Origin of the sequence: Microbacterium aurugineum, assembly GCF_023101205.1 — a bacterium.
GTDB lineage: Bacteria > Actinomycetota > Actinomycetes > Actinomycetales > Microbacteriaceae > Microbacterium > Microbacterium aurugineum.
This window is the reverse complement of sequence record NZ_CP078078.1, coordinates 382,730-396,820: the sequence shown is the minus strand read 5'-3', so window position 1 is coordinate 396,820 and position 14,091 is coordinate 382,730. Positions and strand designations below refer to the sequence as shown.

The 14,091-nt window shown below is 69.4% G+C and carries 16 protein-coding genes; 9 read left to right on the top strand and 7 right to left on the bottom strand.

Features of this window, described 5'->3' with window-relative positions; translation table 11 throughout:
• Positions 1–16: 16 nt before the first annotated feature.
• A complete protein-coding gene (locus tag KV397_RS01885; protein ID WP_261812026.1) occupies positions 17–886 on the bottom strand; it encodes a sugar phosphate isomerase/epimerase family protein in 870 nt (289 codons plus the stop codon).
• Between the two features lie 195 nt (positions 887–1,081).
• Here KV397_RS01885 and KV397_RS01880 point away from each other — a divergent pair, with 195 nt between their 5' ends.
• Positions 1,082–2,083 (top strand): LacI family DNA-binding transcriptional regulator, encoded by a 1,002-nt coding sequence (locus tag KV397_RS01880; RefSeq protein ID WP_261812025.1) that lies wholly within the window; start codon positions 1,082–1,084, stop codon positions 2,081–2,083.
• 115 nt (positions 2,084–2,198) lie between these two features.
• Here the strand turns inward: KV397_RS01880 and KV397_RS01875 are convergent, their stop codons facing one another.
• Both KV397_RS01875 and KV397_RS01870 read right to left on the bottom strand, forming a co-directional pair.
• Entirely contained in the window at positions 2,199–3,185 is a 987-nt protein-coding gene (locus KV397_RS01875; protein WP_261812024.1) for an aldo/keto reductase, read from the bottom strand.
• Entirely contained in the window at positions 3,172–4,467 is a 1,296-nt protein-coding gene (locus tag KV397_RS01870) for an L-fuconate dehydratase (RefSeq protein ID WP_232763298.1), read from the bottom strand. Before KV397_RS01870 ends, KV397_RS01875 begins: the two co-directional genes overlap by 14 nt.
• Before the next feature lie 124 nt (positions 4,468–4,591).
• On the opposite strand from KV397_RS01870, the gene KV397_RS01865 reads away from it, so the two are divergent.
• Both KV397_RS01865 and KV397_RS01860 read left to right on the top strand, forming a co-directional pair.
• Entirely contained in the window at positions 4,592–5,452 is an 861-nt protein-coding gene (locus KV397_RS01865) for a fumarylacetoacetate hydrolase family protein (RefSeq protein ID WP_261812023.1), read from the top strand.
• Positions 5,449–6,198, top strand: a complete 750-nt coding sequence (locus KV397_RS01860; protein WP_248570402.1) for an SDR family NAD(P)-dependent oxidoreductase — start codon at positions 5,449–5,451, stop codon at positions 6,196–6,198. Before KV397_RS01865 ends, KV397_RS01860 begins: the two co-directional genes overlap by 4 nt.
• 137 nt (positions 6,199–6,335) lie before the next feature.
• Here KV397_RS01860 and KV397_RS01855 read toward each other — a convergent pair whose 3' ends face one another.
• Complete coding sequence (locus KV397_RS01855; protein ID WP_261812022.1) at positions 6,336–7,196, bottom strand: amidohydrolase family protein; 861 nt, start codon at positions 7,194–7,196, stop codon at positions 6,336–6,338.
• Positions 7,197–7,243: 47 nt separating this feature from the next.
• Between KV397_RS01855 and KV397_RS01850 the strand changes: the two genes are divergently transcribed.
• Positions 7,244–7,921, top strand: coding sequence for a FadR/GntR family transcriptional regulator (locus KV397_RS01850; RefSeq protein WP_131493407.1), 678 nt, complete (start codon positions 7,244–7,246; stop codon positions 7,919–7,921).
• A gap of 19 nt (positions 7,922–7,940) precedes the next feature.
• Here KV397_RS01850 and KV397_RS01845 read toward each other — a convergent pair whose 3' ends face one another.
• Complete coding sequence (locus KV397_RS01845) at positions 7,941–8,603, bottom strand: transaldolase family protein (RefSeq protein ID WP_261812021.1); 663 nt, start codon at positions 8,601–8,603, stop codon at positions 7,941–7,943.
• Positions 8,604–8,721: 118 nt separating this feature from the next.
• Between KV397_RS01845 and KV397_RS01840 the strand changes: the two genes are divergently transcribed.
• The 4 genes from KV397_RS01840 to KV397_RS01825 are packed head-to-tail and all read left to right on the top strand — an operon-like array spanning position 8,722 to position 12,019.
• On the top strand, positions 8,722–9,684 hold the full coding sequence (locus KV397_RS01840; RefSeq protein WP_261812020.1) for a ribokinase: 963 nt from the start codon (positions 8,722–8,724) through the stop codon (positions 9,682–9,684).
• Between the two features lie 37 nt (positions 9,685–9,721).
• Entirely contained in the window at positions 9,722–10,126 is a 405-nt protein-coding gene (gene rbsD / locus KV397_RS01835; protein ID WP_047522092.1) for a D-ribose pyranase, read from the top strand.
• On the top strand, positions 10,126–10,938 hold the full coding sequence (locus KV397_RS01830; RefSeq protein WP_047522094.1) for a GntR family transcriptional regulator: 813 nt from the start codon (positions 10,126–10,128) through the stop codon (positions 10,936–10,938). Before rbsD ends, KV397_RS01830 begins: the two co-directional genes overlap by 1 nt.
• A gap of 22 nt (positions 10,939–10,960) precedes the next feature.
• The gene (locus KV397_RS01825; RefSeq protein ID WP_131493403.1) at positions 10,961–12,019 is read left to right on the top strand and encodes a PLP-dependent cysteine synthase family protein; all 1,059 of its coding nucleotides are present in this window, start codon (positions 10,961–10,963) and stop codon (positions 12,017–12,019) included.
• Positions 12,020–12,023: 4 nt separating this feature from the next.
• Here KV397_RS01825 and KV397_RS01820 read toward each other — a convergent pair whose 3' ends face one another.
• Complete coding sequence (locus tag KV397_RS01820; protein ID WP_261812019.1) at positions 12,024–12,548, bottom strand: DnaJ family domain-containing protein; 525 nt, start codon at positions 12,546–12,548, stop codon at positions 12,024–12,026.
• A 109-nt stretch (positions 12,549–12,657) separates the two neighbouring features.
• Between KV397_RS01820 and KV397_RS01815 the strand changes: the two genes are divergently transcribed.
• Entirely contained in the window at positions 12,658–13,173 is a 516-nt protein-coding gene (locus KV397_RS01815; protein WP_261812018.1) for a glycine cleavage system protein R, read from the top strand.
• 127 nt (positions 13,174–13,300) lie between these two features.
• Here KV397_RS01815 and KV397_RS01810 read toward each other — a convergent pair whose 3' ends face one another.
• The gene (locus KV397_RS01810; protein ID WP_134352329.1) at positions 13,301–13,984 is read right to left on the bottom strand and encodes a FadR/GntR family transcriptional regulator; all 684 of its coding nucleotides are present in this window, start codon (positions 13,982–13,984) and stop codon (positions 13,301–13,303) included.
• Between the last annotated feature and the right edge of the window lie 107 nt (positions 13,985–14,091).

Here is a 14,091-nt window from a genome sequence, read left to right as displayed (position 1 = left end):
GCCGGTGGATTCCGGCTCAGTGAAGGCGGATCGAGTCGACCGCCACGAGCTTGTCGCGGATGTACGCGTTGGCGTGGGTGCCGAGTTCGTCGTTGTCGCTCCAGAGGTTCCGCCAGATGCCGAGCATGCGGCTGAGGTCGGGAGCGACGACCGCCGAGGAGAACGACTCGAAGACGATCGGACCGTCGTAGCCGATGCGGCCGAGCGCCTTGAAGAACGTGTCGAAGTCGACCGTGCCGGTGCCGAGGTACCCGCGGTGACTCTCTCCGATGTGCACGTAGCGCAGGGCGGGAGCCGCGTCGAGGACCGGCGCAAACATATCCGACTCCTCGACGTTCATGTGGTACGTGTCGAGGTGGATTCCGAGGTTCGGCCGATCGACCTCGGCGACGTACCCCAGAGCCTGTCGCGCCGTGTTCAGCACGTTGGTCTCGTAGCGGTTCACGACCTCGAGCGAGACCGAGACGCCGCGCTCGGCGGCGTGGTCGGCGACGCGGGCGATCGCGGCGCGGCTGCGCGCGAGCCCCGCAGCGGTCACCGGCTCCATGTACTTCTTCATGGCACTGTAGATCACCCCGCAGAAGTGCTGGCCCCCGAGGTCCGCCAGCACATCCACGGCCTTGATCAGCAAGGCTTCACCGGCCGCGACGATCGCAGGGTCGGAGCTGGTGACATCGGTGGCGTCGGAGAGTCCGAGGGAGGCGCTGACGGCGAGGTCGTACTCCTCCAGCGCATCCTTCGCGACGGCGACGTCGAACGAGAACGGATCCATCAACGGGAACTCGATGAGGTCGAAGCCCGCGTCTTTGGTCTTGCGCACCGCCAGACGGATGCCCTCGGCATCGAAGTTCCCCGTCCAGACGAGCCCGTGGCATCCGATGTTCATGAGACCTCTCACAGCGGGTGTGCGGCACCGTCGCCGTCCCGGAATTGGCACGTGCCAATTCCGGTGTGCGTGCCACGCTACGTCGCACGCCAGACACTGTCAAGAACTTTCTTGGCACGTTGCAACTCCTCCGCTATCCTGAGGCGACCGACGCGGTCGCCGTTCCCGATCGACGCGGTTCGACGAAGGAGTTCCATGCCCGCGAGCGTCAAGGACGTCGCCGCCCTCGCCGGAGTCTCCTCCTCCACCGTCTCGAACTACCTCAACCACCCGCATGTGCTCGGATCCGCGAGTCGGGAACGGGTGCGGGCGGCGATCGAACAGCTCGGCTACGTGCCCAACGAGTCCGCACGACAGCTGCGCGCCGGGTCGAGCAAGGCCCTCGCGCTGATCCTGCTCGACGCCTGGCTGCCCTATTTCCACGACCTCTCGCGCGGGGTCGAAGACGTGGCGCGCGAGGGGGGATGGTCGCTGTTCTTCAGCAACAGCGACCGCGACGATGCGCAGGAACGGCGCAACCTCGACATGTTCGAGGCGCACCGGGTGCAGGGCATCGTCATCTATCCGCTCGGCGACGTGGTGCCGCGCCTGGAGGGGCTGGCCGACCGCGGTATCCGCTCGGTCGTGGTGGGTCCGATCCGGCAATCATCGAAGGTCGCATCCGTGTTGTTCGACGACCGCGGCGGTGGGCAGCTCGCAGGCGAACACCTCCTGGATCTCGGCCGACGACGCCTCCTCTTCCTCGGCAATCCGGCGGTGAGTCAGTCGAACGACCGCCTCGCCGGGCTGCGTGAGGCCGTCTCGGGGTCCGACACGAACCTGTCGATCATCGACGTGTCGCACCTGGCGATCGAGGACGGACTGCGTGCGGGTGAGCAGATCATCGCGATGCCGGTCACCGAGCGCCCGGACGCGGTGTTCGCTGCGAACGACATGGTGGCACTCGGGGTGCTCACGCAGCTGCTGCGTCATGGCATCCGGGTCCCGGAGGAGATCGCCCTCATCGGCTTCGACGACGTCGCCCAGGCACACCAGGGGGTCGTACCACTCACGAGCGTGCGGCAGCCCGGCTACGAGATCGGCCGTGCCGCCGGAGCCGCTCTCCTGCAGCAGCTCGCCGACCCCACGGCACCGCCGCCCGCGACCACCCCCTTCCCCGCTGAACTCATCGTGCGGGAGTCCACGGTCGGACGGTGAGCACGGCCCTGCGTCGTTCACAACTCCTCAGATATTGCCCGCACACCGGGCCGCGAGGACCGCAACCGCTCGATCTGGGCAATCGTTGAGGAGTTATGAACGCGGCACAGGCGGGTCAGACCGTGGGGATGAGCCCCTCCTCCGCGAGGCTCGCCCACAGCGACGTCGGGATGTCGAGTGCGGCGTACTCCGCGTTCTGTCGCAGCTGCGCTGGGCGACTGCCGCCCACCACGACCGAGCTCACGACGTCGGACTGCAGCGGGAATTGGATCGCCGCGGCGGGTAGCGGCACCTCGTGGTCGGCGCACACGGCGGCGATACGAACCAACCGATCCCACAGCTCGTCCGGAAGCTGCCCGTACTCGTAACGCCCGTCGCGGCGCGGCTCGTTCGACGCGAGCAGCCCGGAGTTGAACACGGAGGCCGCGACGATCCCGGTCGAGGTCTCCCGGCACGCGGGCAGCACGTCGACCGCGGCGGGCTGTTCGAGCAGCGTGTACCGGCCGGCCACCATGATCAGGTCGAGGTCGGCGGCACGGACGGCTGCGGCGAGAGCATCCGACACCATCGAGCCGATGCCGATCGCGGAGACCTCGCCGTCGGCCCGCAGCTGCTCCATCGCGGGGAGGGCTTCCGCGAGCGCGAGGTCGAGGTCGTGTCGCTCGGGGTCGTGCAGGTACAGCAGGTCGATGCGCTCGATGCCGAGACGCTCCCGGGACTCGTCGACGCTCGCACGGATCCCCGCCTCCGAGAAGTCCCACACCCGCTGCAGGTCGTCGGGCACGTGGAAGTCGTTGGCGGTGTCGAGGCCACCGGCGTGGTCGGGGTTCGGTCGCAGCAGACGCCCCGCCTTCGTCGAGAGCACGAACTCATCCCGCGGCTTGGTCTGCAGGAAGGCTCCGAGCCGGCGCTCTGAAAGCCCCAGACCGTAATGCGGCGCGGTGTCGTAGAAGCGGATGCCGCTCTCCCACGCCGCATCGAGCACGGCCCAGGCCTCGTCGTCGCTGAGCGGTCGGAACAGGTTGCCCACGTTCGCGGCCCCGTAGCCGAGGGCGGGAACGGGAAGGCGGTCAGGCCCCGCCAGAGGATCAGGCACCGACATGCGCACCCGTCCAAGAGTAGGTCGCGATGCTGTCGGCCTTCATCTCCATGCCCGTTCCCGGCGCGGTCGGCGCCATGTACGAGCCGCCGCGGATGTCGGTGGGCACGACGAAGTGCTCGTGCAGATGGTCGACGAACTCGATCATGCGGCCCTCGCGGGTCCCGGTGACCGCGACGAAGTCGAACATCGACAGGTGCTGGACGGCCTCGCACAGGCCGACTCCGCCGGCGTGCGGACAGACCGGCACGCCGAACTTCGCGGCGAGCAGGAGGTTCGCGATGTTCTCGTTCACCCCTGCCACGCGCACGGCGTCGATCTGCATGACCGAGATGGCCTCGGCCTGCAGGAGCTGCTTGAAGATCACGCGGTTCTGGGCGTGCTCGCCGGTGGCGACCCGGATGGGTGCGATGCCCCGGGCGATCTCGGCGTGACCGAGCACGTCGTCGGGGCTGGTGGGCTCCTCGATCCAGGCGGGGTGGAACTCGGCGAGCGCGTTCACCCATTCGATGGCCTCCGACACCTCCCAGCGCTGGTTGGCGTCGATCGCGATGGGGAAGTCGGGCCCGCACACCTCGCGCGCCTTGCGGAAGCGGCGGATGTCGTCGTCGAGGTCGGCGCCGACCTTGAGCTTGATCTGGGTGAAGCCGTCGGCCATGGCCTCGCGGGCGAGGCGTTCGAGCTTCTCGTCGGAGTATCCGAGCCATCCGGGGCTCGTGGTGTAGCCCGGGTACCCGCTGGCGAGGAGCTGCTGCTCCCGCTCGGCGCGGCCGGGTTCGGCGGCGCGCAGGATCTCGAGGGCGTCCTCGCGGGTGAGCGCGTTGGTGAGGTAGCGGAAGTCGACGAGATCGACGAGTTCCTCCGGCGTCATGCGGGCGAGCAGCTGCCAGAGCGGAAGCCCGGCGCGCTTGGCCTTGATGTCCCACAGCGCGTTGATGACCGCGCCGATCGCCATGTGCATGACGCCCTTCTCGGGCCCGAGCCAGCGCAGCTGCGAGTCGCCGATGATCTCACGGAAGGTGCCGCCCATGTCATCGAGCAGCGGCTCGATCTCGCGCCCGACGAGGTGCCCGGCGAGCGCATCGATCGCCGCGACCTGCACGTCGTTGCCACGGCCGATCGTGAAGACGAAGGCATGACCGTCGATGTCATCATCGGCATCGGTGCGCACGATGACGTACGCCGCCGAGTAGTCCGGGTCGGGGTTCATCGCATCCGACCCGTCCAGGCTCAGGGACGTGGGGAAGCGGATGTCGGTGGTGTCGAGGGCGACGATACGGCTCACGGGATTCCTCTCCATGCGCGGCTGATTTCTTCCGCGCGGATCTCTTGGAGTGTAAACATCCGATGTCTATACTGTCAACGAGACCAGCCGCGTTGTCGCGGCTTCCCGACCGATCAGGAGAAACATGAAGTTCGCGCGGCTCGGCACCCCTGGCACTGAGATCCCCGTCCTGGTGGAGGGTGACCGATACCTCGACCTCCGCCCCGTAACATCCGATGTGGATGGAGCGTTCCTCGAGAGCGACTTCGCCTCCCGCATCGCGGCCGCTCGCGATGCCGGTGAGCTCCCCGAACTCGCGGATGCCGCGTCGATGCGCATCGGTGCCCCGATCGCCCGTCCGAGCGCCGTGATCTGCATCGGCATGAACTACGCGGCCCACGCGGCGGAGTCGGGGTCGGAGCCGCCCACCATCCCCATCCTCTTCCTCAAGACCCCGAACACCGTCGTCGGCCCGAACGACACAGTGACGATCCCCCGCGGCAGCGTCAAGACCGACTGGGAGGTCGAGCTCGGCATCGTGATCGGCACCCGCGCCGCCTACCTCGACAGCCCCGAGGAGTCCATGGCGCACGTCGCCGGCTTCGTCGCAGCGAACGACGTGTCCGAGCGCGACTTCCAGATGACCGTCTCCGGAGGACAGTGGTCCAAGGGGAAGATCGCGGCGGGCTTCAACCCCACCGGCCCCTGGCTGGTCACCCCCGACGAGGTCGACCATCAGGCGCTCGGCCTGCGCAGCTTCGTGAACGGCGAACCGCGGCAGGACTCGAACACGAGCGACATGATCTTCACGGTCGAGCACATCGTGCACCACTTGTCGCAGTACGTGACGCTCGAGCCCGGCGACCTCATCCTCACCGGCACCCCGCAGGGCGTGGCCCTCTCGGGGAAGTACCCTTACCTCGCCGCGGGCGACGTGGTCGAGATCGAGATCGACGGCCTCGGCCGCCAACGGCAGGAGTTCGTGGCATGGGAGGCCCGGAGATGAGTGCATTGAACGGACTGGTGGCGATCGTCACCGGCGGAGCATCCGGCATCGGCGCGGCGATCGCGCAGCGACTGCACGCCGACGGCGCGACCATCGCGGTCCTCGACCGGGACACCGCGGCGGCTGACCCCGCCTTCGCCGCCTTCACGGCCGATGTCTCGGATCGAGCGAGTGTCGACGCAGCGGTGGCCGCCGTCGCCGACGAGTTCGGACGCATCGACATCGTCGTCAACAACGCCGGGATCGGCGCGCAGGGCGACATCGCCGCGAACGACGACGACGAGTGGGCCCGCGTGCTCTCGGTCAACGTCACCGGCATCGCCCGCGTCACCGCGGCGGCACTCCCCTGGCTGCGGAAGTCCCCGTCGGCCTCGGTGTGCAACACGGCATCCATCGCCTCGACCACCGGACTGCCGCAGCGCGCCCTGTACAGCGCCTCGAAGGGTGCCGTCTCCGCCCTCACCCGCGCGATGGCCGCCGACCACCTGCGCGAGGGCATCCGCGTGAACGCGGTCAACCCGGGCACCGCCGACACCCCGTGGGTCGGACGCCTGCTCGACTCGGCGGTCGATCCCGCGGCCGAGCGCGCGGCACTGGAAGCCCGCCAACCCCACGGACGTCTGGTGAGCCCCGAGGAAGTCGCCGCCGCCGTCGCATACCTCGTGAGCCCTGCCGCGGGTTCGACCACCGGCACCTTCATCGAGGTCGACGGCGGCATGGCCCAGCTGCGCCTCCGCGCGGAGTAGCCCCCCTCGTTCCCGTGCGGGATCAAAAACACACCTGAACACGCCCACGGAGGTGCGATTTCGATCCCGCACCCGTCCCGCGCGGGGCGGGACGCGCGGGACGGGGGCGGGACGCGCGGGACGGGGGCGGGGCGGGGTCAGAGGGAGTAGAAGGCGGCGGCGGTGTCGTGGAAGAGGGCTGTCTGGTCGAGGCCGCGCGAGTGCGCCCACGCGGCGACCGTGTCGAACCACCGGGCACGCGACGATGATCCGTAGCCCGCGCCACTGACGGCGGAGACCGGCCAGTCGCTTCCCCACATCATCCGCTCCGGCCCGAACAGGTCGGCCGCCACGTCCAGGAACGGGATCAGCTGCTCAGCGCTCCACTCCCCACCGGCCTCGGCGGGCAGACCGGAGATCTTGCAGAAGGTGAGGGGATGCCGGGCGAGTTCGGCCAGATCCCGCTCCCACTCCGACGGCGGTGCGAGCGGAGCCGATGCCGTCCCGACCGCGGGCTTGCCGAGGTGGTCGAGCACGATCCGCAGTTCCGGGATCGCTCCGGCCAGGCGTGCCACATCCGGGAGCTGCGAGTGCCGCACGCACGCATCGAAGGTCCAGCCCCTGGCGGCGACCTCGCGCGCGCCCGTCACGAACGCGGTGGACAGGGCCGTGCCGTCGGGCTCATCCTGCAGGAGGTGTCGCACGCCGACCACGAGAGGCTCGGACGAGAGTTCCTCCAGGTGCACGGTCGTGTCCGTGCCGCCGTCCAGCCGCGCGCCCGCCACGATCCCGACCACCCCGAGCTCCCCCGCCTGGCCCGCGACCCAGCGCACCTCGTCGAGGGACTCGTCCTCCCGCGCCCCGGCCTGCACGAACACGGCCGTCACCTCGGAGGCATCCTCGATCCGCGCTCGCTCGAGCTCGCTGCCGCCGAACCTTCCGGCGAGAGGACCTTCGAGCCAGGTGTAGGTCAGAACCTCGGGATCCCAGAGGTGCAGATGTGAATCGAGAACGCGCATGCCTCCATCCTGCCGGAGACATCCGATCAATCGCTAGGATGACGCTCATGGCAGTCACCGACGAGGCGATCGAGAAGATCAAGGCGATGATCGTGGCAGGCGAGCTCGCCCCCGGCGACCGGCTTCCCCCCGAGAAAGAGCTCTCCGAGCGGCTGGGACTCTCCCGCAACTCCATGCGCGAAGCGGTCAAGGCGCTCGAGGTCATCCGCGTCCTCGATGTGCGTCGGGGGGACGGCACCTACGTCACGAGCCTCGAACCCCACCTGCTGCTGGAGGCCATCTCGTTCGTCGTCGACATGCACGATGACGACTCGATGCTCGAGATCTTCGCGGTGCGCCGGATGCTGGAGTCACAGGCGACCGGACTCGCGGCGACCCTGGGCACCGACGAGAAGATCTCCGAGCTGCAGGCCGAGGTCGATTCGGTCGATGCGGCGGTCACGATCGAGGCGCTCGTCGATCACGACATCCGGTTCCATCGGGAGATCGTCGCGATGTCCGGCAACGCGTACCTCGCGAGCCTCATCGAGCACCTGAGCAGCCAGACCGTGCGCGCGCGCGTGTGGCGAGGCCTCACCGAGGGGGGCGCCGTCGAGCGCACCCTGTCGGAGCACCGGGCCATCGCCGATGCGATCGCCCAGCACGACTCGGCTCTCGCGACCTCGCTGGCCACCGCGCACATCGCAGGCGTCGAGCGCTGGCTGCGTCAGGCCGCGGCGAGCTGACAGCAGCGGCGGGCGCCGCTCATGCCCCCAGGCGCACCATCGCGGCGTCGAACTCCGCCGCGGAGCTGTCGCTCACCTCATGGAGGAGCACGCGGTCGAGCACGTCGGGGGCGGCGGTGAAGTACGGGACGCCGGCCAGGCGCAAGCCCGTGATGTCATCCGGCGAGCGCAGCGACGCGGCGAGCACGTTCGAGTCGCTGCCCGCGCACACCTCCTGCATCCGCGCGATCGTCGCATCGCCGTCGAGCCCGGCATCGCGCATCCGTCCGAGGTACGGAGCGATGTACTGCACCCCGATCGACGCGCACGCGAGCGCCTGCGCGACCGAATACACGGCGGTCACCAGAACGGTCGCGCCGTCGCGCACGAGCGCGGATGCCGCGACGAACCCCGCAGACGTCGCGGGCGCCTTCACGGCGACCCGGTCACCCAGCGCGCGGATGCCCTCGGCGTTGCGGAGGAAGGACGCGGTGTCGCCGCCCCAGGTCTGGAAGAAGATCTCCTTCGCCCCCTCCGACTCCCAGCGGGCGTAGAGCTCGGGGATCTCGGCGGCGGTGCGGCCTCCCCGTTCCAGGATGGTCGGGTTCGTGGTCACGCCGTGCACCACGCCCGTGGCGAGCAGCCGGGAGACGCGGTCGACATCGGCGCTGTCGACGTACAGGCGTGGCGCGATCGGGGTCATCGGGGTCTCCTCGCGGACAACCTGTCGTTACAGGTAGGGATTCGGCTAATGTAATGACAGCCACCGCGATCTGTCAAAGCGTCGGCTACACCTGCCGTCGAGGAAGATCAGGAGCAAGATGACCCCCGCACACTCCGAAAACCGCTCCGGTGTCGTCATCGTCGGCAGCGTCACGGCCGACGTCACCACGTTCTCCGGGCGCCTGCCCGCACGGGGCGAGACGATCCTGGGAGACGAGTTCACCCTCATGCTGGGTGGCAAGGGAGCGAACCAGGCCGTCGCGGCCGGACGCTCGGGTGCGCGCACGAGCTTCGTCGGCTGTGTCGGAGACGACCTGTTCCACGACCTCGTGGTCGACGGGCTCACCGCGGCCGGGGTCGACCTCACGCATCTGCGCACGGTTCCCGGTCCCACCGGCATCGCGCACATCCGTGTCGACTCCTCCGCGCAGAACGACATCGTGATGGTGCCGCTCGCCAACGCCGCCCTCAGCGCCCCGCAGATCGACGAGGCGCTCACGGCTCTCGCCCCCACGACCTCGGTGCTGCTCACCCAGCTCGAGACCCCCTCCGCGCTCACCGCGCACATCACCGCGCGAGGACGCGAACTCGGCATGACCGTGATCCTCGATCCGGCCCCGGCCGCCGAGCTGGACGCCGAGATCTGGCGGAGCATCGACATCGTGACCCCCAACGAGACCGAGGCGACGCTGATCAGCGGCATCGAGGTGACGGATGCCGCATCGGCCGAACGCGCCGGACGCTGGTTCCTCGCGCAGGGAGTCGGCGCGGCGGTGATCACCCTCGCGGGCCAGGGATCGTGCGTCGTCACCGCGGAAGGCGCGTCCGTGATCCCGCCGTTCCCGGTGGAGGCGGTCGACACGACCGCGGCGGGAGATGCGTACGCGGGGTACCTCGGTGCCGCGCTCGCCAACGGCAGCACCCTGGCGGACGCCGTGCGCCTGGCCACAGCCGCCGGTGCGCTGACGGTCACGAAGCAGGGCGCATCGCCCAGCCTTCCGCACCGTGCCGAGGTCGACGCGTTCCTGACCGCACGCCTGACCGCGCCCGTCGCGAACTGACTTCCTGTACCGGACCTGCGGAGAACCGAGGACACACATGCGCAAGACGGCCACCACCATCAATCCCGCGCTCTCCCGCGTGATCAGCGAGACCGGGCACACGGACCTCGTCGTGGTCACCGACGCCGGGCTGCCCATCCCTCCCGGCTCCGAGCGCATCGACCTGGCGTACCGCCCGGGCGCTCCGGAGTTCCTCGATGTGCTCGACACCGTGCTCGCCGAGATGGTGGTCGAGGGGGCGACGGTCTCGGCCGAGGTCGCCGAGAAGAGCCCGGAGGTGCTGGCCGCACTGCGGGAGCGGTTCGCCGGCATGGGGTTCGAGATCGAGCTCATCCCCCACGTCGAGTTCAAGAAGCTCAGCCAGGGCGCTCGCGCGTTCGTGCGCTCCGGGGAGTTCACCCCCTACGCCAACGTGATCCTGCACGCGGGGGTGGCGTACTGATGGTCACCGTCGACGACGCGATCGACCGCCACTCCGCCGCCCCCATGTATGACCAGCTGCGCCAGCTGATCATCGACGGCATCGCCCGCGACGGCCTGCAGCCCGGCGACCCGCTGCCGGGAGAGCACCGCCTCTGCGAGCGGTACGGCATCTCGCGCACCGTCGTCCGCCAAGCGCTCGCCCAGCTGGAGCACGAAGGGCTCGTGGAGCGCGTGAAGGGCAAGGGTACGTTCGTCTCCCGCCCTCGCACGAGCGAGAGTCTCGTGCACACGCTGGTGGGTCTGTACGACGACGTCGAGCGCCGCGGCGGACACGTGCACAGCGACGTCCTGCGACACGAACGGACGACAGCCGACGAGGAGGTCGCGCTCGCGCTCGAGCTCCCCGTCGACTCCCCGGTCGTCGTCTTGGAGCGCCTGCGGCACGTCGACGGCGAGCCGTGGTCGCTGTCGACGACGTGGATGCCGGAGGCCACGGGCTCCGTGACGCTCGGCGCCGACCTGACCGAGGGGTCGCTGTACCGGCTCCTCGCCGAACACGACATCGTCGCGACGCACGGCGTGCGCTCGGCGGAGGCGACGGTGGCGACGCACGAACAGGCGCAGTTCCTGGGCGTCAGCGCCGGCTCGGCCCTGCTGCGCCTGCGCAGCATCAGCCGCAGCGCCGACGGTGCACCGATCGAGTACTTCGTCGCCTATCACCGCGGTGACCGGTCGCGCTTCGAGTTCCAGCTCCAGCAAGAGCAGTCGCAGGCCTCCCTGCTGCACGTCGATGGCGATGGCGGGGCCTCGCGCGCCGGGACGGTGGGCTGAGTCGCCCGGTAGTGTCGAGGGCATGAGCGACTGGACCAGCACCGCGATCGCCCTGCTGGAAGCCGATGCCAACCGCAGCGCCGACACGCATCTGCACCTCTTCCCGCTGCCGCCCGAATGGGGCATCGACCTGTATCTCAAGGATGAGTCCGTGCACCCCACCGGCTCCCTCAAGCACCGCCTCGCGCGCTCGCTCATCCTCTACGGCCTGGTCAACGGACGCATCCACGAAGACACCACGCTCGTGGAGTCCTCGAGCGGATCGACCGCCGTCTCCGAGGCTTACTTCGCTCGGATGCTCGGGCTGAAGTTCATCACGGTCGTGCCGCGCTCGACGGTGCAGGAGAAGATCGACCTCATCGAGTTCTACGGCGGCACCTGCCACTTCGTCGACCGCGCCGAGGACATGTCTTCCGAGGCGCAGCGCCTCGCGTCCGACTGCACCGGCCACTACCTCGACCAGTTCACGTTCGCCGAGCGCGCGACCGACTGGCGCGGCAACAACAACATCGCCGAGAGCGTGTTCAGCCAGCTCGCCCAGGAGCGGCATCCGATCCCCACGTGGATCGTCACGGGTGCAGGCACCGGCGGCACGAGCGCGACCTTCGGACGCTACGTGAAGTACCGTCGGCATGACACCAAGGTCGCGGTCGTGGACCCCGAGGGTTCGGCCTTCTACGACGGATGGGCCGGCACCGTGGATCCGCCCGCCGGGCGTCCGAGCCGCATCGAGGGAATCGGTCGCCCGCGGGTCGAGGCGTCGTTCGTGCCCACCGTGATCGACGAGATGATCCGTGTCCCCGATGCCGGCTCGATCGCCGCGATCCGCCTGTTGCGCGAGCGCACCCTGCACTGGGCCGGCGGGTCCACCGGCACGAACCTCTACGGCGCGTTCCAGCTGATCGCCCGGATGCGCGCCGCGGGTGAGACCGGCAGTGTCGTCACCCTGATCTGCGACAGCGGCATCCGCTACGCCGGCACCTACTATTCGGACGAGTGGGTGGCGCAGCAGGGGTGGGACCTCGCCCCGCACCGCGCACGGCTGGAGGGCTTCCTGGAGACCGGCGACTGGGCGGAGTGACGGTTCAGGTCGACGAGCGGCGCCACCACCGCCGCCGAGGGGCCGCTGGAGTCGACGGCGTCGGTGCGGTCGGACCATCGGGCTTCCGCCGCCGACGGCGCCATTCGTCGACCTCCGCATCCACGTCTCGGAGCGGCGTGACGACCGGGGGCCCGCCCGTCAACTGCATCCGCGCCGCACGGATGCGGGAGTTGAAGTCCTCCACGTGCCGACGCACGTCTTCTTCCTGAGAGTAGGTGTCGAGGACGGCTCGAAGGTTCGCATCCTCCGTGCGCAACTGGAACACCGGCGGCGCCAGACCCGTGAGGTTCTCCCGCTCGATCTTCTGCCGGATCCACCAGTCGGGATCGTGAGTGCGGCCGAGATTCTCGATGGGCTTTCCCGCACCGGGCAGATCGTCGAACTCGCCGCGACGGATCGCCATCTGGATGTTCAGCTCGACCGCGGCCCAGCGTTCCTCGGTCGTCGACCATCGCGGCGGGCCCCCGGCACCGGCGGTGTCACCCTCGTCTTCCTCGGCGTCATGCATCAGCAGCCCCCTTCGATGGCGTGCTCGATTCACTGTGGAGGCTACCCGAATCACGGGGGCACTCGGTAAGTTCGCCGACCATCCCCGGACTCCCCCGTACGCTGGCCGCATGACTACTCTGATCCTCACCGTCGCGGGTGCAGACCGTCCGGGCCTCGTCGCCGCCGTCGCCGATGTCGTGGACGCGTACGGCGGAAACTGGGAGAACAGTTCGCTGGCCGAACTCGCCGGCACGTTCGCCGGTGTCATCGAGCTCTCGGTCGCCGACGACAAGGAGGCCGAGCTGACCTCCGCCCTGCGCGGCCTGCAGGGTCAGGGGCTGCTGACCCTGGCCGTGCTCACCGGCACCCCGGAGACCGTCGCCGCGGACGATCGGCTGCTCGAGATCCAGGTGCTCGGCAACGACCGCCCCGGCATCGTGCGGGAGATCTCGACCGTGTTGAGCACGCACGCACTGAGCATCGAGGAGCTGGCCACCGAGACCCGGGATGCCGCGATGGCGGGCGGCCGTCTGTTCGAAGCCTCGGTGGTCGCGAAGGTCCCCGCCACGGTCGACCTCGACGCCCTGCGCGCCGACCTCGAGCGCCTGGCCACCGAGATCCAGGTCGACATCACCATCACCTGACCCGAGACCCCCGCACCTCGCCGACGCCCCCGCCAGCACACGTCACTCCGCGGGGGTCTCGACGCGCAGAGGGGGTGTCGGCCTCCCGAGGGAGTGTCGGCGCGAGAGGGGGTGTCGGCGCGCAGACTCAGTCCTCGAGGCCGGAGTAGCGCCGGACCCAGTACTCCGTGTACGCGACGTGCGCCGAGGCCGCGGCGCTCGCGGCGACAGGATCCGCCGCCGCCAGGCCGCGCAGGATCGCGCGGTGCCCCGCATCCGAGTGGATCTTGAGCTCGGCCGCATCCTCGGGATCGGAGATGCGATACGCCCGCGAACGCGAACGCAACACGTCGATCAGACTGGTCAGCGCCTCGTTCCCCGCCACCCCGGAGATCGCCATGTGGAACTCATGGTCGAGGCGCGACTGCACCTCGAAGTCGGTGGTCGCCTCGATCTCGTCGAGCACGCGGTCCAGGGACTCCACGGTCTCGTCGTCGATGCGGGCGGCGGCGAGCGCGGCGGCATGCGGTTCGAGCACCCGGCGCAGCTCGGTGAGTTCGAGCACCCCCGCCATCGGCAGCAGTCCGACCGTGAGTGACAGGCTGCCGATCAGGTCGGCCGCGCGCAGTTCGCTGACATAGCTCCCCGATCCGTGCCGGGTGTCGAGCACACCGAGTGCGGCCAGCATCCGGATCGCCTCGCGGAGAGAGCCGCGGGAGACACCGAGCCGTTCACACAGTTCCCCTTCACTCGGCAGCCGGTCCCCCGGCCGCAGCGCACCGTCGGCGATCAGCGCCCGCAACCCGTGCAGCGCCGTGTCGAGTGCGCTCATCGTGATCCTCTCTGACACTCCCCACCCCTCGTGAAGTCTGGCGGAACTCCCCTTCGCAGGGAACTCGTATGACAACTATGTTTCATCCTTCCTGTTTTCGTGGCAGT

Excerpts from the sequence above, each read along its gene's own strand:
- KV397_RS01885 (WP_261812026.1), bottom strand. The coding sequence starts at position 886 with ATGAACATCGGATGCCACGGGCTCGTCTGGACGGGGAACTTCGATGCC.
- KV397_RS01880 (WP_261812025.1), top strand. The coding sequence starts at position 1,082 with ATGCCCGCGAGCGTCAAGGACGTCGCCGCCCTCGCCGGAGTCTCCTCC.
- KV397_RS01875 (WP_261812024.1), bottom strand. The coding sequence starts at position 3,185 with ATGTCGGTGCCTGATCCTCTGGCGGGGCCTGACCGCCTTCCCGTTCCC.
- KV397_RS01865 (WP_261812023.1), top strand. The coding sequence starts at position 4,592 with ATGAAGTTCGCGCGGCTCGGCACCCCTGGCACTGAGATCCCCGTCCTG.
- KV397_RS01860 (WP_248570402.1), top strand. The coding sequence starts at position 5,449 with ATGAGTGCATTGAACGGACTGGTGGCGATCGTCACCGGCGGAGCATCC.
- KV397_RS01855 (WP_261812022.1), bottom strand. The coding sequence starts at position 7,196 with ATGCGCGTTCTCGATTCACATCTGCACCTCTGGGATCCCGAGGTTCTG.
- KV397_RS01850 (WP_131493407.1), top strand. The coding sequence starts at position 7,244 with ATGGCAGTCACCGACGAGGCGATCGAGAAGATCAAGGCGATGATCGTG.
- KV397_RS01845 (WP_261812021.1), bottom strand. The coding sequence starts at position 8,603 with ATGACCCCGATCGCGCCACGCCTGTACGTCGACAGCGCCGATGTCGAC.
- KV397_RS01840 (WP_261812020.1), top strand. The coding sequence starts at position 8,722 with ATGACCCCCGCACACTCCGAAAACCGCTCCGGTGTCGTCATCGTCGGC.
- rbsD (WP_047522092.1), top strand. The coding sequence starts at position 9,722 with ATGCGCAAGACGGCCACCACCATCAATCCCGCGCTCTCCCGCGTGATC.
- KV397_RS01830 (WP_047522094.1), top strand. The coding sequence starts at position 10,126 with ATGGTCACCGTCGACGACGCGATCGACCGCCACTCCGCCGCCCCCATG.
- KV397_RS01825 (WP_131493403.1), top strand. The coding sequence starts at position 10,961 with ATGAGCGACTGGACCAGCACCGCGATCGCCCTGCTGGAAGCCGATGCC.
- KV397_RS01820 (WP_261812019.1), bottom strand. The coding sequence starts at position 12,548 with ATGCATGACGCCGAGGAAGACGAGGGTGACACCGCCGGTGCCGGGGGC.
- KV397_RS01815 (WP_261812018.1), top strand. The coding sequence starts at position 12,658 with ATGACTACTCTGATCCTCACCGTCGCGGGTGCAGACCGTCCGGGCCTC.
- KV397_RS01810 (WP_134352329.1), bottom strand. The coding sequence starts at position 13,984 with ATGAGCGCACTCGACACGGCGCTGCACGGGTTGCGGGCGCTGATCGCC.